The following is a 20,971-nucleotide window of genomic DNA, read 5'->3' on the forward strand; positions in this document are numbered from 1 at the left end:
TTCCATGGCAATTCCTGTTTATCTTTGGCTGAAAGACGATGGCGGCGCGGACATTAAAGGTTCTGTGGACGTTCAGGATCGTGAAGGCAGCATCGAGGTTGTCGCTCAGGAACATAACCTGTACATCCCGACCGACAACAACACCGGCAAGCTGACCGGTACTCGTATCCACACCCCGTTCCTGTTTACCAAGGAAATCGACTCGTCCAGTCCGTACCTGTACAAGGCTGTGACCACCGGTCAGACCCTCAAGTCTGCGGAATTCAAGTGGTACAAAATCAACGACGCGGGCCAGGAAGTGGAGTACTTCAACACCAAACTGGAAAACGTGAAAGTGGTGAAAGTGAATCCTGAAATGTATGACATCAAGGATCCTTCTAAAGAGAAGCACAACCACCTTGAGCGCATTGAACTGCGTTACGAAAAAATTACCTGGACCTACAAAGACGGCAACATCATTCATTCCGACTCCTGGAACGAACGCGCCACCGCGTAAGCCTGATGCGGACGGGGTTTCCTGTCCGCAGTTTTTTTGCTGAGAGCCTGTCTGAAACGAGCTTTCAGCAAAGAAAACCACAAACTGCCAGCCTGACCGCATGCGCTTTGGTCCCCTTAACGGGAAACAGCGATGGGCGGTAGCGTGTCCAGGAACCGACAAAGAGAGAGAGATTCATGGAAAATCCAGCCATCCTGTTGCGACGTCTGAACCCTTACTGTGCCCGTGCGATGGAAGGGGCGGCGTCGCTCTGCCAGACCCGTGCCCATGCGGAAATTTTGCCGGAGCACTGGCTGCTGAAGCTGCTTGAACAGGGGGAAGGCGACCTGACGGTGCTGGCCCGCCGCTACGAGTGGGATATGGATGCACTGTGGCAGGCGTTACTCGGCTGGCTGGATAATCAACCGCGTTCGGTTCGCAGCCGCCCGCAGCTGTCCGCGGATATTCAGAAACTGATGCAGGAAGCCTGGATGCAGGCCTCACTTGCCGGAGAGGAAAGTATCCGCAGCGTGCACCTGCTGATGGCGCTGACGGAAAACCCACGGCTTGCTCACTGCGACGGTCTGTGGCCACTGCTGACACTCGGGGTGAGTCAGCTTTCCCGACTACGCCCGCTGCTGGATGCACAATCTGATGAACGCCCGGAGCTGCAGTTTGAGACTGAACTGGCCCAGGAGCATGGCAGTGAGGTGATGTTTGTTGGCCGCCCGGTCGGTGCAGAGCTGAAAGAGGGTGAACTGAACCCGGCGCTACAGAACGCGTTGGATAAATTCACTCTCGATGTCACCGCCAAAGCGAAAGAGGGCAAGATTGACCCGGTGTTCGGCCGTGACACGGAAATCCGCCAGATGGTCGACATTCTCTCGCGCCGTCGCAAAAACAATCCGATCCTGGTCGGTGAGCCAGGCGTCGGTAAAACTGCGCTGGTCGAAGGCCTGGCGCTGCGTATTGCCGAGGGCAACGTCCCGGAATCTCTCAAGCCGGTGATTCTGCGAACCCTTGACCTCGGTCTGTTGCAGGCGGGCGCAGGCGTGAAAGGGGAATTTGAACAGCGCCTGAAAAACGTCATCGACGCGGTGCAGCAGTCACCGGTACCAATTTTGCTGTTTATCGACGAAGCCCACACCATTATCGGTGCAGGTAACCAGGCGGGTGGCGCGGATGCCGCGAACCTGCTGAAACCGGCACTCGCCCGCGGCGAACTGCGCACCATCGCCGCGACCACCTGGTCCGAATACAAGCAGTACTTCGAGCGCGATGCCGCGCTGGAACGTCGCTTCCAGATGGTGAAGGTGGACGAGCCGGACGATGACACGGCGTGTCTGATGCTGCGTGGCCTGAAATCCCGCTACGCAGAACACCACAACGTACATATCACCGATGACGCCGTTCGTGCCGCAGTCACACTGTCGCGTCGTTATCTGACGGGTCGACAGCTGCCGGACAAGGCGGTTGACCTGCTGGATACGGCCGCCGCGCGGGTGCGTATGAGCCTCGACACCGTACCTGAACAAATTGTGCGCCTGAAAGCACAGCTGATCGCACTCGAACTGGAAGAGCTGGCGTTGCTGGAAGATATCGCCGCCGGCGGCAACCGTCATGGCAACCGCCTGAGTGTGATTGAACAACAGCGTGCGGAACTGGAAAGCACCCTGCTGCTGCAGGAAACTCGCTTCACCGATGAAAAACTGCTGGCACAGCAGCTGATAGCCAGCCGCCAGGATATCAGCAACCAGGCTGAAATCTCTGCCCTGCAACAGCAGCTCGAACAGGCACAACAGGGCGATGTGCTGGTTCAGGTGGATGTGGACACCCGCACGGTTGCCAACGTGATTGCCGACTGGACCGGCGTACCGCTGTCTTCCCTGATGAAAGACGAGCAGACCGAACTGCTGACGCTGGATGATGAAATTGGTAAGCGTGTCGTCGGCCAGGATGTTTCCCTTGAAGCTATTGCCCAGCGACTGCGCGCGGCGAAGACCGGACTGACGTCAGAGAATGGCCCGCAGGGTGTGTTCCTTCTGGTTGGCCCGAGTGGTGTCGGAAAAACGGAAACCGCCCTGGCGCTGGCGGACGTGCTGTACGGCGGTGAAAAATCGCTGATTACCATTAACCTGTCCGAGTACCAGGAGCCGCATACCGTTTCCCAGCTGAAGGGCTCGCCTCCGGGCTACGTTGGTTACGGTCAGGGCGGTATCCTCACCGAGGCAGTGCGCAAGCGCCCGTACAGCGTGGTGCTGCTGGATGAAGTGGAGAAAGCTCACCGCGACGTCATGAACCTGTTCTACCAGGTCTTCGATCGTGGCTTTATGCGTGACGGCGAGGGGCGTGAAATCGACTTCCGCAATACGGTCATCCTGATGACCTCCAACCTCGGCAGCGATCACCTGATGCAGCTGTTGGATGAAAACCCGGACGCTCCCGAAAGCGACCTGCACGAACTGCTGCGCCCGATATTGTGCGACCACTTCCAGCCGGCGCTGCTGGCTCGCTTCCAGACAGTGATTTACCGCCCATTAGCCGAAGCTGCGATGCGTACCATTGTGGAAATGAAACTGGCACAGGTCAGCAAACGCCTGCATCGTCACTACGGGCTGACCACGCATATTGACGAAAGCCTGTATGACGCGCTGACCGTCGCCTGCCTGCTGCCGGATACCGGCGCACGCAACGTCGACAGCCTGCTCAATCAACAAATTCTGCCGGTTCTGAGTCAGCAGCTGCTGATCCACATGGCCGCCAGACAGAAACCACAGTCGTTACGCCTTAGCTGGAGTGAGGAAGAGGGTATCGGGCTGGAGTTTGACCGTACACAAGGAGTGCACGCATGAGCAGTAATCCCCCGATCAGATTCAGCCACAACCATCACCAGTTGTCGGTGAAGGGATGTGAAGCAGAACTCGATGTGCTGGCGTTTGAAGGCGATGAAGCCCTGAGCACGCCGTTCCGCTACCGGATTGAATTTACCAGCGGTGACCATGCCATCAGCAAAGAAATGATGCTGATGAAAGCAGCCTCCCTGACGCTGCAGGCCCCGGTGGATCAGGGTTACGGCATCAAAATGCAGCAGGCCGTGCGAACTCTTCAGGGAGTGGTGAGCGGCTTTGAACGTCTCAACACCTCAAAGGATGAAACCCATTATGCCCTGACGCTGCAGCCACGCCTGGCGCTGCTCAGCCGTTCGCACCAGAACGCCATTTATCAGGACATGTCGGTCCCACAAATCGTGGAAAAAATTCTGCGCGAGCGTCACAACATGCGCGGTCAGGATTTTCTGTTCTCGCTGGCAAAAGAGTACCCGCGTCGTGAACAGGTGATGCAGTACGGCGAGAATGACCTGCACTTTATTACCCGCCTGTTGGGGGAGGTGGGTATCTGGTTCCGCTTTACCACTGATACCCGCCTGAACATCGACGTCGTGGAGTTTTACGACGGTCAGCAGGGGTATGAAAAAGGCCTGACGCTGCCATCAGTTCCACCATCAGGACAGCATTCTGAAGGTGTGGACTCGGTCTGGGGCATGGAGAGCCATCATAACGTGGTGCAGAAGCAGGTCAGCACCCGTGATTACAACTACCGTCAGGCCACGGATGACATGAACACCCAGGTCGATGCGACCCGCGGGGATGCCACCACCTACGGTGATGCCTATCACTATGCGGATAACTACCTGACAGCGGGGAGTACCTACGACCGCAATCCGGCCCCGGAGTCCGGGGCGTTTTATGCCCGCATTCGTCATGAGCGCTACCTGAATGGCCAGACGCAGACCCATGCCATCACCAGTTGTCCGACCCTCTCTCCGGGGCAGGTGCTGAAAGTCACCGGCGGGTATGAAGTGGCCGACGTGTTTGCTCAGGGCGTGGTCATCACGGCGATGCACAGCCATGCGCGGCGGGATGAAGATTTTGGCGTCAACTTCGACGGGATCCCGGACAGCTCTGATTTTAGTTTCCGTCCTGAGCCGGGCTCACGCCCGGTGATGGCCGGCACATTACCGGCCCGGGTCACGAGCACCACCGAGAACGACACCTACGGCCACATCGATAAAGACGGCCGTTATCGTGTCAACATGCTGTTTGACCGTGATAACTGGGAGACCGGGTTCGAGAGCCTGTGGGTCCGTCAGTCCCGCCCGTATGCCGGCGACACTTACGGTCTGCACCTGCCGCTGCTGGCAGGCACCGAAGTGGCGATTGGCTTTGAGGACGGTAACCCGGACAGGCCATATATTTCCGGCGTGCTGCACGACTCGGCGCACGGTGATCATGTCACTATCCGTAACTACAAACGTAACGTCCTGCGCACCCCGGCGAACAACAAAATCCGCCTTGATGACAGCCGTGATCAGGAGCATATCAAGGTCTCCACCGAGTACGGCGGCAAGAGTCAGCTGAATCTCGGACATTTAGTGGATGCTGAGAAGCAGAAGCGTGGTGAGGGTTTTGAGCTCAGAACCGACAGCTGGGGAGCCATCCGGGCACAGAAAGGGATGTTCATCAGCGCTGATGGCCAGACGAAAGCACAGGGCCAGGTGCTGGAGATGCAGCCGGCGGTCAGCAATCTGGGTGATGCCCGGGAGCAGATGACGTCCATCTCCGATGATGCGCAGAAGGCGACCGCGAACCCGGCCGATCTCCAGGCGCAAATAAAACTACTGGAACAGCAGCTGACAGACCTCAAAAAATCAGTGCTGCTGCTCAGCGCACCGGATGGAATGGCGCTGACCAGCGGGCAACATCTGCAGGTATCTGCTGGCCAGAACCTGATAGCCACTGCCGGTAAAAATGCAGACGTCAGCGTGGTGAAAAATCTGTTCATCGGGGTGGGCAATGCCCTGAGCGTGTTTGTTCGCAAGCTGGGGATCAAGCTCATTGCGAACCAGGGGCCGGTGCAGGTACAGGCGCAGAACGACCTGATGGAGCTCATCGCTCGTGGAGAAATCAGCGTCGTCAGTACCGAAGATAGTATCGAGATTATTGCCAGGAAGCAGGTCACGATCAACGGGGGTGGAAGCTATATCACCCTCGATGCCAATGGCATTGAATCTGCCACACAGGGGGAGTACCGGACTAAAGCCGGGCATTACGGGCGAAAAGAAAAGGCTAACAAGCCAGAAGACTTCCCGAATGTGGCTCCTGAAACCACAGAACCTTCCAGTAAATTCAGCTTTTCCTGACAAGGAGTCAGTTTATGATTATCAGCCCACCGCTTCTGAAAGCGAAAGATGCCCATGAAACTGATGCAGCCTGGATTGAAAGAGTCATGACCGTAGTTGACCGCCGTGGGTATCCGGTTAACGGTTATGGTTCGTGGCATGGCGGGATCCACATCAGTCATACTGACGCAGGCAGGCCGGCAGAGAATGTAAGGGCGATCGCGAACGGTACCATTGTTTCGCTGCGCAAAGACTCCGACAAACGCGACCTGGCCCCGCTGAACATCAATGCCGATAAACCCAAGTCCAAAGGCAGCAATGATGGTTATGTGCTGTTAAAGCATGAAACCGAGATCGGCAGCGGTGATGAAGCAAAAGTAGTTTTCTACTCCCTCTACATGCACCTGAAGTCGCTGGCTGAAACTGTTAAAGTCGGTGAGAAAGTTTATCGTAAAGATCCGTTGGGTACTCCCGGGGTGGTGGATGGAGTGAATGCGTTCCACTTCCAGGTTTTCTGCGATGACGACAACATCAGTAAGCTCACGGGCAGGAAAACAGGAGAGCTGGATATTTCGAAGAATGGCCGCACCGATGCGGTTTACGGTGATATTCACTTTTATCTGCCACCGCAGACAAAGTTTTATGACAAGGCCCCTGCAGATAACAGCACGTCTATCACCGGACTTTCTGAACTCTATACCAGCAATGCGCCTCTGTATGCCAGCATGACTCTGGCCCAAGGCAACTGCACGATGGTAACGCGGCAGAAAAATACGCAGGTTGACGGGAAATATGATCTACTGGGCGAGCCACTGGTTAATGCTGATGGCAATGACTACGAATACAATCTCTATAAAACCGCGATGCGGAATTATAAGGAAAGCCCGAGTGCCGGGTTCGAATTACTTCGCTTTGGGCGGGTAATCAACACGGACAATGAAACCCTGGTACCGGCAGACGCGCCATTATGGATGACGGTCAATTACCCGGGTGGAAAAGGCGTCGTCAATCTTGCTGATTCGGGCATCAAAAAGTTTACTGATGCTGATTTTCCTCACTGGACAGGCTGGAGGCTGGTTGATGACGATAGTGATAACAATAGCCAATGTAACTCAGTAGCGATTAAGAAGCTTCAGGAAGACGGCGACTATGATAATCAGTGTGGAAAGCTAATCTGTCATTTCCCGTTTGAATGGGAAAAAAGTACGATCGACACCCGTTTTTCATGGCTGAAAACCGGAAGTGAAGAACATGATCCGATGACGGAAGAAGATTACGCAAAGTTTAAAGCTCATGCAGAAGCTCTGTGCTTTGAATCAGCATTCAGTAGCGGAAGCCTTTGGCACTTCAATCCCACTAAACTTATAAATAATTTGAGAGCGTGCGGCTGGCTTAGCCATGAAGAAATTTCCTCCATGATTCCAAGGAAATATTATGAAGGCTACCCCAGTAAACCAGTTAATGTGACTGTTCCATGGGCTACTTCGTTTGGTCGGTGGGAGAAGTATGTGAAAGATTTTAACAATACGTGTAATAAGTACAATATAATATCCCCGCTAAGGCGTTCTGCATTTTTAGGACAGATTTATATTGAGACTGGAATGCTCAGGACAATGACTGAAGGCGGGAAGGGGCAGAAAAATAGAAAAGGTAAGTTTGTATCCCCAGCGGCTGAGTATTACCAGCCATTTTATGGCAGAGGTTTCATGCAGCTAACTTGGCCGCAAAATTTCGATGACTATAGAAAATTTAGAACGAAAGAGAAGCTGCCTGATGAAACTTCAGGGTATGCTTACGATGATAGTCGAATAACAAATGTAAGTGAACACTACTGGGCAGATCCAAGAAAGACAGTTGTAGATAAGCATACCCATGAAAAACACACGGTTATTGATGATGAACTATTAAAAAGATGGCACCCACGTTACGACCCTAAAATTGTTGCTGAGGATTCGTTCTGTGCAACTGATAGTGCTGGTTTTTATTGGGTTTCAAAACATCATAGTCACGAAATTAATATTAATCGAGTCCCGGACAATGGAATTACGTCAGAATCAATTGGTAGATGTTCAGTTCTGGTTAATGGTGGCGGGTATGGATATTTTGAAAGGCAAGCGTATACGCGATATGCATTCTATTATTTAAATGATTCTGTTATTACAAATTCCAAGGAAGTAATTGAAGTTCAAAAAGGAAGAAGCACGGTAAAAATCACCGTTGATTATACAAAACAATGTGAGTGAGGTATGACGTGATTATGAAAAATATATTTTTATTGTTGGGTTTAGTTAGTTTTGTTAACTTTTATTCTTCAGGTGCGCTTGCGAATGCCACGGATGTTTCAACAGCAGTAAAAAATTATACTTTTAAAGATGGGGAGCCTTACGGCCTCTCTCAAGTCTACCAAGTTAATGCCCCTGATGCAGGGTTTCAACCTTACTATGTTTTTCTTAAATTAGGTGTTGATAATGCATACCCATTTGTATTTAATCGTGAAGGTGTGCTAGGGAAAGATGAGCCTTATAGTCGATGCAATGTAGTACTCAAAGTTAAAGATCAAAACTTTATACCAGAAAGGAAATTTAAGTCAGGATATGCAGAAGATTCTGAGCCATGTCTCGGTATAGAGAAACTGAGAGTTTTGCAAGGTAATAAAGATATTAAATGGTATGTAACTTATGCTCTATATCAATCAGAAGGTGACACACCAGAAAAAACAGAAGAGGTTTACTTTTATTCAGGTGGCCATTTTTGCTTCTCAGAAGAAATGAGCAAAAAACTAGCTGCGGAGAAAATTTCAATGATAGAGTTAAAGAATATTAACTTAGGCAAGAAAGACTTCGAAGAATGCGCAAAGTAAAATTCTGAGAATTGACTCAAACCCTCTTTTTTCACCGTTAAAACTAAAAGGAGGTAATAGATGGTAAACAAACAATTTATTTTTCTCGCATTTTTTTGTAACGTCTCCCTTGCAGATATAGACCCAAAAAATAAATACGCCTGCTGATTTTAATAGTGATGATTTCACAATAAAAGAGATTAATGACACTTCGTCTATTTCTTACAATACTGTAGAATCCAGCGGTTGTAGCAATATATTTTTTAAAAAATATGCTCCTTCAAATAAGAGTAAAGCAAACACCGAAGATAACCATTCCGCTGACAAATTCCCTGTCAATAGTTTTGGATCTGCTTATCGTCTGATACGGTCTACGGTACCGGGTATGACAGAAGTATGGATGAAAGAGTTGTTTATTCGAAAAGCAAATCTTTATGGGTTAAAAAAAAATAAAAAATCTGACATTATTCCTTCTGATCAAGATGGACCTTACAAGCCGCTGAAGTTATACAATATTAAAGCAAAGAATACTAAGGGATACGTTGTATTTGATGAAAACTTTACTAAGGATGATAAAGAAGCAAATAAAAATACAAATGTACTGGTTAGTTTTTGTTTAGTTCAAGATTCTACCTATAATGCACTTTGCGGGTCAGGTGGCCTTGCCTCAGGCAGTGGTCAGATCCCTTACTTATTAAAGTCTCTTGAAAGTATGGAAATAGGTTTGGATAATAAAGCAAATGAAAAGATGTTAAATGCCAGTAACAAACATAAAGCCAATTAGGGGTATTGCCGATTATGTTGTAGCTACTGGCTAGAAAATGAATCTGATTATTTCAATAACTATCAGTTTTTATATTTCATTTAATGCATATGCATCAGGTGTTACATTAAATGGAACTAACTCAATAACCGTTAAAATTAACAATCATACAAAGACTCTTAAGTTTGATACTGTTATCAATGGCTATAGTGTTAAATGTAGTGGTGATAAAATAATTCTCTGGGGTAAACCGAAAATAATTAATGATGGCAATCCTCAGGATACAAATGTGATCCTTGTAGATTTGGATCACAGATATAAAAAGATTGAAAAGAGTGTGAGTGAAGGTATTTTTATCATTGATTTTATAAATAGAAAGAATTGATGTTTCATCTGAGAAAAAAAACCACATTTCATTTGAAGATTACAACCATGATGGTTATAGGGATTTTAGTATTTGGCATCTGGACGAGGGAATGGGCACTTATAAAATATATAGATTATTTATCTTTTTCCCTGATGATAAAAAATTCAAAGAGATAAAGCCCTCATGCGGAGATGAATTTGTCAATATCAGGGTTGAGGGGGATACTTTGATTAATGTTATTTATGACGATAATACCCACAAATCATACTATATTCGACTCAAAGCGCTTGAGGGAATTAAATATTGATATAGATGGCTGAGGGTCGGTGATTACTGTTAATTGGAAGGGGGTGAATAATGAAATGGATAATCAATTATTCTTTCACATTTAGTAGGTCGGTATCAAATTTAATTTTTTGTGGTCTATTGATTGTTTTGCCGACAACTTATTGCCTTGCAGATGATAACGTTGACAAAGAATCTGTATCAATGTGTGCTATGATCCCCACTGATACTATTTCTGATGTTAATCAAAGCATGAGTGCTAAAACGAGTGAAGATAATTCTTACCTTCTTCTAACAAGTGCCAGTGAAGCAAATTATTCTTGGGGTGACGACAGGTTAGCTATCGATGGGCATGCATATATTTTAAATGGCACTCTTTTAAAATTAGATTCCTTGACCATATATAGCATGGAAAATGGCAACCCAACTGACGAAGTTATATATTTAAGCAAATCTAATCGTGGGGTTGGAGGGATGTTTTATCGTGATATTGCTAAAGATGGATCGCCTGATGTAAGTGCTATGTATATTAGTGATATAGGTCACGTTAGCCATTTTAATGTAACTGTAAGCCCTGAATGCCTGAACCACTTCCCTAAAAGGGTTTTGTCCAAGGTTTCTACTGAGTAGAAGCTTTGGCAACTCATTATTGACCAAGTTTTATTGCGATGAGCATTACTCATAATCAAAAAATTCGTTTGTGGTATTTTCATATCGAGATAATTAATGTTGTATTCCCTTAAACATCTTCCTGAATCTTATCCACGTCCAGATCAACCAAAAGTATCGCGCTGGTTTGCCGTCCTGGCAGCAATGTTGGTCATTAGCGTGATCCTCATGCGCATATTCGGACGCTACATTGATACCCGGCACTTTTGGTTAATTGCCATAGGCACACCCGTCGTTATATGGATTGTGAGTTTCATTATTCGCATGTGGGCGTGGTCATTACAGGACAGTAAAGCGAATGGTTGTGACCGGCGTCGGGAGCAATGGATCTTGAGTGAGCCCCGTAGGGCTCGTCGTGCGCTTCAGGTGTTGAATACGACATTTATTACGGCCCATCAGGGAAATGAACAAGTTTCTGTTGCAGTTGAAATGCTCAATAACCAAAGCATTATCAGGACGGTAACCCGGACAGACCGTACATTTCTGGCGTACTTCACGATTCGGCACACGGCGACCACGTCACCATCCGCAACTACAAACGCAACGTCCTGCGGACGCCTGCGAACAACAAAATCCGCCTTGATGACAGCCGTGACCAGGAGCATATCAAGGTCTCCACCGAGTACGGCGGCAAGAGTCAGCTGAATCTCGGACATTTAGTGGATGCGGAGAAGCAGAAGCGCGGCGAAGGTTTTGAGCTCAGAACCGACAGCTGGGGAGCCATCCGGGCACAGAAAGGGATGTTCATCAGCGCTGATGGCCAGACGAAAGCACAGGGGCTGGTGCTGGAGATGCAGCCGGCGGTCAGCAATCTGGATGATGCCCGGGAGCAGATGACGTCCATCTCCGATGATGCGCAGAAGGCGACCGCGAACCCGGCCGATCTCCAGGCGCAAATAAAACTACTGGAACAGCAGCTGACAGACCTCAAAAAATCAGTGCTGCTGCTCAGCGCGCCGGATGGAATGGCACTAACCAGCGGACAACATCTGCAGGTATCTGCCGGGCAGAACCTGATAGCTACGGCCGGTAAAAATGCCGACGTCAGCGTGGTGAAAAATCTGTTCATCGGGGTGGGTAATGCCCTGAGCGTGTTTGTTCGCAAATTGGGGATCAAGCTCATCGCGAACCAGGGGCCAGTGAGGATCCAGGCACAGAATGACCTGATGGAGTTGATCGCCCGCGGCGGACTCAGTCTCACCAGCACCGAAGATGAAATCCATATTACTGCGAAGAAAAAAGTGACGATTAACGGGGGCGGCAGTTATATCACCCTTGATGCCAATGGCATTGAGTCTGCCACTCAGGGGGAGTACCGGACCAAAGCCGGGCATTACGGGCGAAAAGATAAGGCCAATGAGCCAAAAGACTTCCCGAATGTGGCTCCAGAAACCACTGAACTCTCCTGTAAATTCAGCTTTTCCTGACAAGGAGTCTTAACATGATTATCAGTCCTCCGTTTCTGAGAGATAAAGATGCCGCTCAGTCTGACGCAGACTGGATTGAAGCGATGATGCCTGTCAATTCTCGACGGGGATATCCTCTCAATGCATCGGAGTCCTGGCATGGGGGCATCCATATATCACATACGGATGCAGGTACAACGCCTGAGAAAGTGAGGGCAATCGCTGACGGGACGGTGGTGTCGTTCCGCAAGCCCTCGCCGCCAGAGAAAAGAGACCAGTTCCCACTAAAGTATGCCCCTGTAAGGGGTACGGATGATGGTTATGTTTTATTGAAACATGAGACTGAAATAGGTTCCGGAGAGGACGGTAAGGTCGTTTTTTACTCTTTGTATATGCATCTGAAGTTTCTGGAAGCAGAGATAAAAGCTAACGCCAAAATTTACCGGAAAGACCCACTCGGCTCTTCCGGAATGGCTGACGGCCAGAATGAATTTCACTTCCAGGTTTTCTGCGATGATGACAACATCAGTAAACTGACGGGACGAAAAACGAAGGAACTGGATATTTCGAAAGATGGTCGTACTGATGCTGTTTACGGTGATATCCATTTTTATCTTCCGAGCGGGACGAAATTTTATGCGACCCGCCCGATAGACAATACACCTGCCGCAATCGGCCTGACCGAAGTGCACGCAAGTACGGTGCCCCTTTATGTCAGTATGACCCTCGGCCAAGGTGCCTGCACAATGATTACGCGCAAGGCGTGTACCGACACTGAAGATGTCTTTGAAACCGTAGGTACCCCATTGCTTAACGCAGATGGTGTAGATTATGAATACAATCTTTATCACACAGCTATGCGGAATTATAAGGAAAACCCCAGTGCAGGCTTTGAGTTGCTTCGCTTTGGGCGTGTTATCAATACTGACAACGAAACGCTGGTGCCGGCAGACGCGCCGTTATGGATGACAGTCAGCTATCCGGGTGGAACAGGCGTGGTAAATCTCGCAGATCCCGGTATTAAAAAATTCAGCGATGCAGACTTTCCTCACTGGGCGGGATGGTTACTTGTTGATGATGACAATGATACTCACAGCCAGTGTAATTCGCAGATCATCAGCAAGCTACAGAAAGCAGGCAGGTTCGAGGCTCAAAGCAACAGGCTTATCTGTTGTTTACCATTCGAGTGGGAAAAAAGCACAATAGATGCCAGGTATAAATGGTTGATGACTGGTCTGCCCTGGGAGCAGTGCACGCCGGAAAAAACGGCCATATGGCAGATTCCCGGGACGCAGGAGTCAAATGAACGAACGCTGATGAGTGAGGAAGACTATGGAAAATTTAAGCAACACGCAGAAGCGCTGTGTTTTGATTCAGGATCTCTCGGTAGCGGAAAATTGTGGCATATAGAACCAAGAGTATTTATTTCTCACTTTCGTAAGTGTAATTGGCTCAGTCGAGAAGAATTTAAACAAGTTGTACCACGTAATATAATAAGGCCCTCGGGTTCTCGCTATAGTTGGGAACCAGTCACGTTTCATGAAAATGATACATCTGTCTTCTCAAAACATTATCCAATGCTGAATAAGATGTTTAGGAAGTATTGCATTAACACACCTTCCAGATTGGTGAGTTTTTTAGGGAATTCGGTACAGGAAACCAAATGGCTGAATGTGACTAGAGAAGATTATCGATATTCCGCTACAGATGAACATGGACATAGATACCATTATAATATTTGGTATTTCCCGTGGTACGGCAGGGGATTCCTGCAGTTAACTAACCCTGATAATTTCTATAAATATTTTACATATCGGGGAAGGTCATTTAATAATGATGTACGAGACGAATTGGTCAGTGACTACAGAAGGGTCCAAGGTGACCGTGCTCTCAGGGAACGGGAAAAAAGATTAGATAACAGGATTCTATATGACGGACAACATCCTGGACTTGAGCAAGAAGTGGTGTCTTGGCGTGAAGATGTCGATGTTGGACTTTTCGACCCCTCCGATAGCGCAGGATTTTATTGGTCATTAACCGGCATGGCAAAATATGCCGATGAAGTTCATGAACTACAGAGACAGGCAGTGACAGCAGGGCATGGTATTAAGATCTATTACCGTAGCCCAGCATTCTGGCGGGCGAGTGCAACTGTGAATTTGCCAGGAGCTATCAGTAGACGAAATTATCAAGGGATAAATGGATTTATAGAGCGTTGCTGCGCATATACCTGTGCCTTGGCTGTGTTGACTGAAATTAAATTCCCAGATGAAAACAATGCGTTCACTTTAGATAAGCCTGAAGGCATTGTGTTAAGGAGATAAGAGATGAAAACAAAATATTTTGCTTTGTTCATATTTTCAATTTGTAAGTTCACCTTTGCAGATATCAATCCTGAAATAAATATGCCCGCTGATTTTAATGGTGATAATTTTATAGCAAAGGAAATTAATGATAATTCATCTATTTCTTACAATACTGCAGAGTCTAGCGGTTGCAGTATTATAAAATTTAAAGAGTATAGAGCATCACCTAAAAATAAAGTAAGTGCCGAGGTAAATAACCCCACTAACACATTCCCTGTCAATACCTGGGTCTGTTTATCGTCCGATACTGTGTACAGTAATGGGTATGACAGAAGTATGAATGAAAAAATTGTTTATTCGAGAAGCAAATCTTTATGGGTCAAAGCAAACAATAAAAAATCTGAAATTATTCCTTCAGATCAAGATGGACCTTACAAGTCGCTGAAGTTATATAATATCAAAGCAAAAAATGCTGAGGGATATGTTGTATTTGATGAGAATCTTACAAAAGATGATAAAGAAACCTATAAGAATGCAAAAGAGCTGGTTAGTTTTTGCTTAGTTCAAGATTCTACTTATAGTGCACTTTGCGGTTCAGGTGGCCTTGCCTCAGATAGTAGTCAAATCCCTTACATATTAAAGACTTTTGAAAGTATGGAAATAGGTTTGGATAATAAAGCAAATGAAAAAATGTTGAATGGCAGTAACAAATCAAAGGTCAATTAGGGGGGGGATATAATTGCTACGGTTATTTGATGGGTTAATAAATGAATTTTATTATTTCAACAATTGCCGGTTTTTTATTTCATTTAATGCATATGCTTCAGGAGTTACATTAAGTGGTACTGACTCAATAACCGTTGACATTAACAATCATACAAAGACTCTTAAGTTTGATACTGTTATCAATGGCTATAGTGTTAAATGTAGCGGTGATAAAATAATTCTCTTGGGTAAGCCGAAAATAATTAATGAGGGCAATCCTTCAGGATACAAATGTGATTCTTGTAGATTTGGATCACAGATATAGAAAAATTGAAAAGAGTGTGAGTGAAGGTGTTTTTAGCATTGATTTTATAAAAGGAAAGGATCTCGCTTATATCGGAACCAATCAGGGGTTGTTTTTCAATCTTGCAAATGGAAATTTGAAGCCAGTTAAGTCAGAATTTGATCCTACGGATGATAATAACTTTGAAACGTGCAAGAAAAATAGCTCGTGGGAATTTAATAGATATCCTTAAGCCACTGCCCGTCTAAGCCTTGCTGGAGAATTACTCAAAATCCCTAATGATACTATCATGAAATATATTTTTTTCTTCCTGTGCATTTTTACAAAGATTGCAATTGGATGTGATAATTGCATTTTAGATGTTAATAATGGAAAAAAACTTTCTGCAGAGGTTTTGCTGATTGATAATGATTCGTTGTTAGTATCCGTTTTAGATGCAGATAAACAGGTTAATATAGAAAGAATTGATGTTTCATCTGAGAAAGAAAATCACATATTATTTGAAGATTACAACCATGATGGTTATAGGGATTTTAGTATTTGGCACATGGATGAGGGGATGGGCATTTATAAAATATATAGGTTATTTATCTTTTTCCCTGGTGATAAACAATTCAAAGAGATAAAGCCATCATGCGGGGATGAATTTGTCAATATCAGGGTTGAGAGGGATACTTTGGTTAATGTTATTTATGACGGCAATACCCACAAATTATGCTATATTCGACTCAAAGCGCTTGAGGAAATTAAATATTAATATAGATAGCTGAGGGTCGGTGATTACTGTTAATTGGAAGGGGTGAATAATGAAATGGATAATCAATTATTCCTTCACATTTAGTAGGTCGATATCAAATTTGATTTTGTGTGGTATATTGATTGTTTTGCCGGCAACTTATTGCCTTGCTGATGATAACGCTGACAAAGAATCTGTATCAATGTGTGCTATGATTCCCACTGATGCTATTTCTGATGTTAATCAAAGCATGAGTACTAAAACGAGTGAAGATAATTCTTACCTTCTTGTAACAAGTGCCAGTGAAGCAAATTATTCTTGGGGTGACGACAGGTTAGCTATCGATGGGCATGCATATATTTTAAATGGTGCCCTTTTAAAATTAGATTCCTTGACCATATATAGTATGGGAAATGGCAACCCAACTGACGAAGTTATATATTTAAGTAAATCTAATCGCGGGGTTGGAGGGGTAGTTTATCGTGATATTGCTAAAGATGGATCGCCTGATGTAAGTGCTATGTATATTAGTGATATAGGTCACGTTAGCCATTTTAATGTAACTGTAAGCCCTGAATGCCTGAACCACTTCCCTAAAAGTGTTTTGTCCAAGGTATCTACTGAATAGACGCTTTGGCAACTCATTATTGACTAATTTTTATTGTGATGAGCATTACTCATAATCAAAAAATTCGTTTGTGGTATTTTCATATCGAGATAATTAATGTTGTATTCCCTTAAACATCTTCCTGATTGTTATCCACGTCCAGATCAACCAAAAGTATCGCGCTGGTTTGCCGTCCTGGCAGCAATGTTGGTCATTAGCGTGACCCTCATGCGCATATTCGGACGCTACATTGATACCCGGCCCTTTTGGTTAATTGCCATAGGCACACCCGTCGTTATATGGATTGTTAGTTTCATTATTCGCATGTGGGCGTGGTCATTACAAGACAGTAAAGCGAATGGTTTTGACCGACGTCGGGAGCAATGGATCTTAAGTGAGACCCGTAGGGCACGTCGTGCGCTTCAGGTGTTGAATACGACATTTATTACGGCCCATCAGGCAAATGAACAAGTTTCTATTGCAGTTGAAATGCTCAATAACCAAAGCATTATCAGGACGGTAACCCGGACAGACCGTACATTTCTGGCGTACTTCACGATTCGGCACACGGCGACCACGTCACCATCCGCAACTACAAACGCAACGTCCTGCGGACGCCTGCGGACAACAAAATCCGCCTTGATGACAGCCGTGACCAGGAGCATATCAAGGTCTCCACCGAGTACGGCGGCAAGAGTCAGCTGAATCTCGGACATTTAGTGGATGCGGAGAAGCAGAAGCGCGGCGAAGGTTTTGAGCTCAGAACCGACAGCTGGGGAGCCATCCGGGCACAGAAAGGGATGTTCATCAGCGCTGATGGCCAGACGAAAGCACAGGGGCTGGTGCTGGAGATGCAGCCGGCGGTCAGCAATCTGGATGATGCCCGGGAGCAGATGACGTCCATCTCCGATGATGCGCAGAAGGCAACCGCGAACCCGGCCGATCTCCAGGCGCAAATCAAACTGCTGGAACAGCAGCTGACAGACCTCAAAAAATCAGTGCTGCTGCTCAGTGCACCGGATGGAATGGCGCTGACCAGCGGACAACATCTGCAGGTATCAGCCGGGCAGAACCTGATAGCTACGGCCGGTAAAAATGCCGACGTCAGCGTGGTGAAAAATCTGTTCGTCGGGGTAGGTAATGCCCTGAGCGTGTTTGTTCGCAAATTGGGGATCAAGCTCATCGCGAACCAGGGGCCGGTGAGGATCCAGGCACAGAATGACCTGATGGAGCTCATCGCTCGTGGAGAAATCAGCGTCGTCAGTACCGAAGATAGTATCGAGATTATTGCCAGGAAGCAGGTCACGATCAACGGGGGTGGAAGCTATATCACCCTCGATGCCAATGGCATTGAATCAGCCACACAGGGGGAGTACCGGACTAAAGCCGGGCATTACGGGCGAAAAGAAAAGGCTAACAAGCCAGAAGACTTCCCGAATGTGGCTCCTGAAACCACAGAACCTTCCAGTAAATTCAGCTTTTCCTGACAAGGAGTCAGTTTATGATTATCAGCCCACCGCTTTTGAAAGCGAAAGATGCCCATGAAACTGATGCGGCCTGGATTGAAAGAGTCATGACCGTAGTTGACCGCCGTGGGTATCCGGTTAACGGTTATGGTTCGTGGCATGGCGGAATACATATACGTCAGACTGACGAAGGGAGACCTGCTGAGAGCGTGCGGGCGATAGCGGATGGTACCGTCGTTTCACTCCGCAAAAGCTCAGACAAGCGCGATCAGGCACCATTTAACATCAACGCCGATAAACCCAATACAAAGGGGAGTGATGATGGTTATGTGCTGATAAAGCATGAAACCGAGATCGGTAGCGGTGATGAAGCAAAAGTGGCTTTCTACTCCCTATACATGCACCTGAAGTCGTTGGCTGAAACTGTTAAAGCCGGTGAGAAAGTTTACCGTAAGGATCCGTTAGGCCTTCCGGGCATGGTGGATGGAGTCAATGCTTTCCATTTCCAGATTTTCTGCGATGACGACAACATCAGCAAGCTGACGGGCAGGAAATCAGGAGAGCTGGATATTTCGAAGAATGGCCGCACTGATGCAGTTTACGGTGATATTCACTTTTATCTGCCTCCGCAGACAAAGTTTTATGACAAGGCCCCTGCAGATAACAGCACGTCTATCACCGGACTTTCTGAGCTCTATACCAGCAATGCGCCTCTGTATGCCAGCATGACTCTGGCCCAAGGCAACTGCACGATGGTAACGCGGCAGAAAAATACGCAGGTTGACGGGAAATATGATCTGCTGGGCGAGCCACTGGTTAATGCTGATGGTAATGACTACGAATACAATCTCTATAAAACCGCGATGCGGAATTATAAGGAAAGCCCGAGTGCCGGGTTCGAATTACTTCGCTTTGGGCGGGTAATCAACACGGACAATGAAACCCTGGTACCGGCAGATGCGCCATTATGGATGACGGTCAATTACCCGGGGGGAAAGGGGGTAGTCAATCTTGCTGATTCCGGTATTAAAAAGTTTAGTGACGCTGATTTCCCTCACTGGACGGGCTGGCAGTTGGTTGATGACGATAGTGACAGCGACAGCCAGTGTAATTCAGCCGCTATTAAGAAACTTCAGGAAGATGGTGAGTTCGATAACCAGTGCGGAAAGCTAATCTGCCATTTCCCGTTTGAATGGGAAAAAAGTACGATCGACACCCGCTTCTCGTGGCTGAAAACGGGAAGTGAAGAGCATGATCCGATGACGGAAGAAGATTATGCAAAATTCAAGGCTCATGCCGAAGCATTGTGTTTCGACATTGGGGAACTTAGCAGCGGAAGCTTGTGGCATTTTGAGCCAAAGGCAATAATTAGCCATTTTAGAAATTGTGGGTGGTTAAGCTTCTCTGAAATGAAACAAATAGTACCTAGCCATGCTCTACGCCAATCAGGCAGAAATCGGTTTGCCTGGGAAGCTATTAACACAAATTTAAGAACATCGGGCTCGATTTTGAGCAGCCAGATTTCAAATCTAAACTCCTCCATGAGAAAGTATTGTATTAATACTCCATTTAGAGTTTCTTGTTTTTTAGGTAATGCAATACAAGAAACCGGGTGGTTGAGTACGCTTCATGAAGGGAACGGCAGTAACCTCTGGTACGCCCCATGGTACGGACGTGGCTTTTTGCAATTAACTAACCCAGAAAACTACCTTAACTATTTTAAATATATTGGTAGAACAGTTCAAGAGCAATTAAAACAGAGTTTGGTTGATGCATATGCATCAATTGCAGCACAACCTCCTGCGAATAGGTCCAATGCTACATTGCAAGATCGCCATTTCCCTACGCTTACAACAGAAATTATAGAGCTAAGGAATACTGTTAGTGATTCACATAGCACACTAGCTGCAGATAGTGCGGGGTTTTATTGGGTGAAAAATAAGATGGCAAAATATGCTGATGAGGAGCATGTTTTAGAGAGAGTTTCGGTTAATACAAATCTTGGAACAAAGTATTACTACCGAAGCCCTAGTTTTTGGGAAGCAAGTGCCGCAGTTAATTTGCCTGGTAGGATTGGTTCGCTTTATCATCACTCACTAAACGGATTCGACTCGAGATGTTGTGCCTACGGAGTTGCCCTTGCAATTTTAACGGAAAATAAATTCCCGAATGCTTCTGGAAGTTTGGTTTTGAACTTCCCGGAAGGATATAAACATAGGAAGTAAAAATTATGAAATTGCTATATATATCAGTTTTTCTTAGCGTTAGCTCCTTCGCTATGGCTTCAGCACCAGTTGCTAAAGTGGAAGGTGCCTCAGTAACTAGAGCGTTGACATCAGATTCTAACGCAGATATTTCTTCGTCATCCAGTTTTGATGCATGCAATATGCATTTTAGTGATTTTAAATACCCCGCATTGTCTGATGATGAGTACTTCAAAAAAAAATCACCAATATCGGAGTGGACTTGCCTGTATTCTGGTGAAGCATTTGAAGCAGGATATGATGTACAGCAAGTTAACAACAAAGGGGTCAGTGTTAGTGCCGCTGATAATAAAATTGTTTATGACTACAAAAATAAGGTATGGGAATCAATTCCGGATGCCACATATGTGAAAAATGGGAAGGTAAATCATCTATCTCTATTTCAAGTTAAAAGCAAAGATGCATCTGGTTTTATGGCTGTTAATGCCATGGCGAAACTTAAAGATGGAACGCTAGGCCAGAGTGTTTATTTTTGTTTGATACATAAAAATAATGCCCTATGTGGTTCTGGTGTTAATTCTTCGGATGATAAAGGTGAAGATCTATCTAAAGAAATGTTGAAGTTGCTTGAGAATATTTCATTTGATGATGACTAGCCTT

20 protein-coding genes are annotated in these 20,971 nt (G+C 46.4%); all 20 read left to right on the top strand.

What is annotated here, in order from left to right; genetic code table 11:
- The first annotated feature begins 4 nt into the window (after positions 1–4).
- The gene (gene hcp / locus AC6I8V_RS25080; RefSeq protein WP_024558534.1) at positions 5–496 is read left to right on the top strand and encodes a type VI secretion system effector Hcp; all 492 of its coding nucleotides are present in this window, start codon (positions 5–7) and stop codon (positions 494–496) included.
- 176 nt (positions 497–672) lie between these two features.
- Complete coding sequence (gene tssH, locus AC6I8V_RS25085) at positions 673–3,327, top strand: type VI secretion system ATPase TssH (protein ID WP_497846659.1); 2,655 nt, start codon at positions 673–675, stop codon at positions 3,325–3,327.
- Entirely contained in the window at positions 3,324–5,675 is a 2,352-nt protein-coding gene (locus AC6I8V_RS25090; RefSeq protein WP_497846660.1) for a type VI secretion system Vgr family protein, read from the top strand. The genes tssH and AC6I8V_RS25090 overlap by 4 nt, the downstream gene beginning before the upstream one ends.
- A 14-nt stretch (positions 5,676–5,689) precedes the next feature.
- Positions 5,690–7,897, top strand: a complete 2,208-nt coding sequence (locus AC6I8V_RS25095) for a M23 family metallopeptidase (protein ID WP_497846661.1) — start codon at positions 5,690–5,692, stop codon at positions 7,895–7,897.
- Between the two features lie 14 nt (positions 7,898–7,911).
- On the top strand, positions 7,912–8,514 hold the full coding sequence (locus tag AC6I8V_RS25100) for a hypothetical protein (protein WP_497846662.1): 603 nt from the start codon (positions 7,912–7,914) through the stop codon (positions 8,512–8,514).
- A 379-nt stretch (positions 8,515–8,893) separates the two neighbouring features.
- Positions 8,894–9,277, top strand: a complete 384-nt coding sequence (locus AC6I8V_RS25105) for a hypothetical protein (RefSeq protein WP_497846663.1) — start codon at positions 8,894–8,896, stop codon at positions 9,275–9,277.
- 37 nt (positions 9,278–9,314) lie between these two features.
- Positions 9,315–9,641 carry a hypothetical protein gene (locus tag AC6I8V_RS25110; RefSeq protein WP_497846664.1) on the top strand — a complete coding sequence of 109 codons (327 nt, stop codon included), beginning with the start codon at positions 9,315–9,317 and terminating at the stop codon, positions 9,639–9,641.
- 25 nt (positions 9,642–9,666) lie between these two features.
- A complete protein-coding gene (locus AC6I8V_RS25115; protein ID WP_497847039.1) occupies positions 9,667–9,930 on the top strand; it encodes an XAC2610-related protein in 264 nt (87 codons plus the stop codon).
- 50 nt (positions 9,931–9,980) lie between these two features.
- Positions 9,981–10,538: a hypothetical protein gene (locus AC6I8V_RS25120; RefSeq protein WP_497846665.1), complete on the top strand. Its 558-nt coding sequence runs from the start codon at positions 9,981–9,983 to the stop codon at positions 10,536–10,538.
- Between the two features lie 96 nt (positions 10,539–10,634).
- Positions 10,635–11,222: a KPHS_23130 family T6SS system protein gene (locus AC6I8V_RS25125; protein WP_497846666.1), complete on the top strand. Its 588-nt coding sequence runs from the start codon at positions 10,635–10,637 to the stop codon at positions 11,220–11,222.
- The gene (locus AC6I8V_RS25130; RefSeq protein ID WP_497847040.1) at positions 11,126–12,004 is read left to right on the top strand and encodes a DUF2345 domain-containing protein; all 879 of its coding nucleotides are present in this window, start codon (positions 11,126–11,128) and stop codon (positions 12,002–12,004) included. The genes AC6I8V_RS25125 and AC6I8V_RS25130 overlap by 97 nt, the downstream gene beginning before the upstream one ends.
- Before the next feature lie 14 nt (positions 12,005–12,018).
- Entirely contained in the window at positions 12,019–14,307 is a 2,289-nt protein-coding gene (locus AC6I8V_RS25135; protein ID WP_497846667.1) for a M23 family metallopeptidase, read from the top strand.
- Positions 14,308–14,310: 3 nt separating this feature from the next.
- Positions 14,311–15,015: a hypothetical protein gene (locus AC6I8V_RS25140; protein WP_497846668.1), complete on the top strand. Its 705-nt coding sequence runs from the start codon at positions 14,311–14,313 to the stop codon at positions 15,013–15,015.
- 272 nt (positions 15,016–15,287) lie between these two features.
- Positions 15,288–15,530 (top strand): hypothetical protein, encoded by a 243-nt coding sequence (locus AC6I8V_RS25145; RefSeq protein WP_497846669.1) that lies wholly within the window; start codon positions 15,288–15,290, stop codon positions 15,528–15,530.
- A gap of 57 nt (positions 15,531–15,587) precedes the next feature.
- Positions 15,588–16,055, top strand: a complete 468-nt coding sequence (locus tag AC6I8V_RS25150; RefSeq protein ID WP_497846670.1) for a hypothetical protein — start codon at positions 15,588–15,590, stop codon at positions 16,053–16,055.
- 49 nt (positions 16,056–16,104) lie between these two features.
- Complete coding sequence (locus AC6I8V_RS25155) at positions 16,105–16,662, top strand: hypothetical protein (RefSeq protein ID WP_497846671.1); 558 nt, start codon at positions 16,105–16,107, stop codon at positions 16,660–16,662.
- 96 nt (positions 16,663–16,758) lie between these two features.
- Entirely contained in the window at positions 16,759–17,346 is a 588-nt protein-coding gene (locus tag AC6I8V_RS25160) for a KPHS_23130 family T6SS system protein (RefSeq protein ID WP_497846672.1), read from the top strand.
- Complete coding sequence (locus tag AC6I8V_RS25165; RefSeq protein ID WP_497847041.1) at positions 17,250–18,128, top strand: DUF2345 domain-containing protein; 879 nt, start codon at positions 17,250–17,252, stop codon at positions 18,126–18,128. The genes AC6I8V_RS25160 and AC6I8V_RS25165 overlap by 97 nt, the downstream gene beginning before the upstream one ends.
- A 14-nt stretch (positions 18,129–18,142) precedes the next feature.
- A complete protein-coding gene (locus AC6I8V_RS25170) occupies positions 18,143–20,332 on the top strand; it encodes a M23 family metallopeptidase (protein ID WP_497846673.1) in 2,190 nt (729 codons plus the stop codon).
- Between the two features lie 5 nt (positions 20,333–20,337).
- Positions 20,338–20,967: a hypothetical protein gene (locus AC6I8V_RS25175; RefSeq protein ID WP_497846674.1), complete on the top strand. Its 630-nt coding sequence runs from the start codon at positions 20,338–20,340 to the stop codon at positions 20,965–20,967.
- Positions 20,968–20,971: the final 4 nt, after the last annotated feature.

It is taken from the genome of Pantoea sp. X-Soil-TKNS-1207, from assembly GCF_059730485.1.

What these genes read in the sequence shown, in the direction of transcription:
- hcp (WP_024558534.1), top strand. Translation starts at nt 5, where the DNA reads ATGGCAATTCCTGTTTATCTTTGGCTGAAAGACGATGGCGGCGCGGAC.
- tssH (WP_497846659.1), top strand. Translation starts at nt 673, where the DNA reads ATGGAAAATCCAGCCATCCTGTTGCGACGTCTGAACCCTTACTGTGCC.
- AC6I8V_RS25090 (WP_497846660.1), top strand. Translation starts at nt 3,324, where the DNA reads ATGAGCAGTAATCCCCCGATCAGATTCAGCCACAACCATCACCAGTTG.
- AC6I8V_RS25095 (WP_497846661.1), top strand. Translation starts at nt 5,690, where the DNA reads ATGATTATCAGCCCACCGCTTCTGAAAGCGAAAGATGCCCATGAAACT.
- AC6I8V_RS25100 (WP_497846662.1), top strand. Translation starts at nt 7,912, where the DNA reads ATGAAAAATATATTTTTATTGTTGGGTTTAGTTAGTTTTGTTAACTTT.
- AC6I8V_RS25105 (WP_497846663.1), top strand. Translation starts at nt 8,894, where the DNA reads ATGAAAGAGTTGTTTATTCGAAAAGCAAATCTTTATGGGTTAAAAAAA.
- AC6I8V_RS25110 (WP_497846664.1), top strand. Translation starts at nt 9,315, where the DNA reads ATGAATCTGATTATTTCAATAACTATCAGTTTTTATATTTCATTTAAT.
- AC6I8V_RS25120 (WP_497846665.1), top strand. Translation starts at nt 9,981, where the DNA reads ATGAAATGGATAATCAATTATTCTTTCACATTTAGTAGGTCGGTATCA.
- AC6I8V_RS25125 (WP_497846666.1), top strand. Translation starts at nt 10,635, where the DNA reads ATGTTGTATTCCCTTAAACATCTTCCTGAATCTTATCCACGTCCAGAT.
- AC6I8V_RS25135 (WP_497846667.1), top strand. Translation starts at nt 12,019, where the DNA reads ATGATTATCAGTCCTCCGTTTCTGAGAGATAAAGATGCCGCTCAGTCT.
- AC6I8V_RS25140 (WP_497846668.1), top strand. Translation starts at nt 14,311, where the DNA reads ATGAAAACAAAATATTTTGCTTTGTTCATATTTTCAATTTGTAAGTTC.
- AC6I8V_RS25150 (WP_497846670.1), top strand. Translation starts at nt 15,588, where the DNA reads ATGAAATATATTTTTTTCTTCCTGTGCATTTTTACAAAGATTGCAATT.
- AC6I8V_RS25155 (WP_497846671.1), top strand. Translation starts at nt 16,105, where the DNA reads ATGAAATGGATAATCAATTATTCCTTCACATTTAGTAGGTCGATATCA.
- AC6I8V_RS25160 (WP_497846672.1), top strand. Translation starts at nt 16,759, where the DNA reads ATGTTGTATTCCCTTAAACATCTTCCTGATTGTTATCCACGTCCAGAT.
- AC6I8V_RS25170 (WP_497846673.1), top strand. Translation starts at nt 18,143, where the DNA reads ATGATTATCAGCCCACCGCTTTTGAAAGCGAAAGATGCCCATGAAACT.
- AC6I8V_RS25175 (WP_497846674.1), top strand. Translation starts at nt 20,338, where the DNA reads ATGAAATTGCTATATATATCAGTTTTTCTTAGCGTTAGCTCCTTCGCT.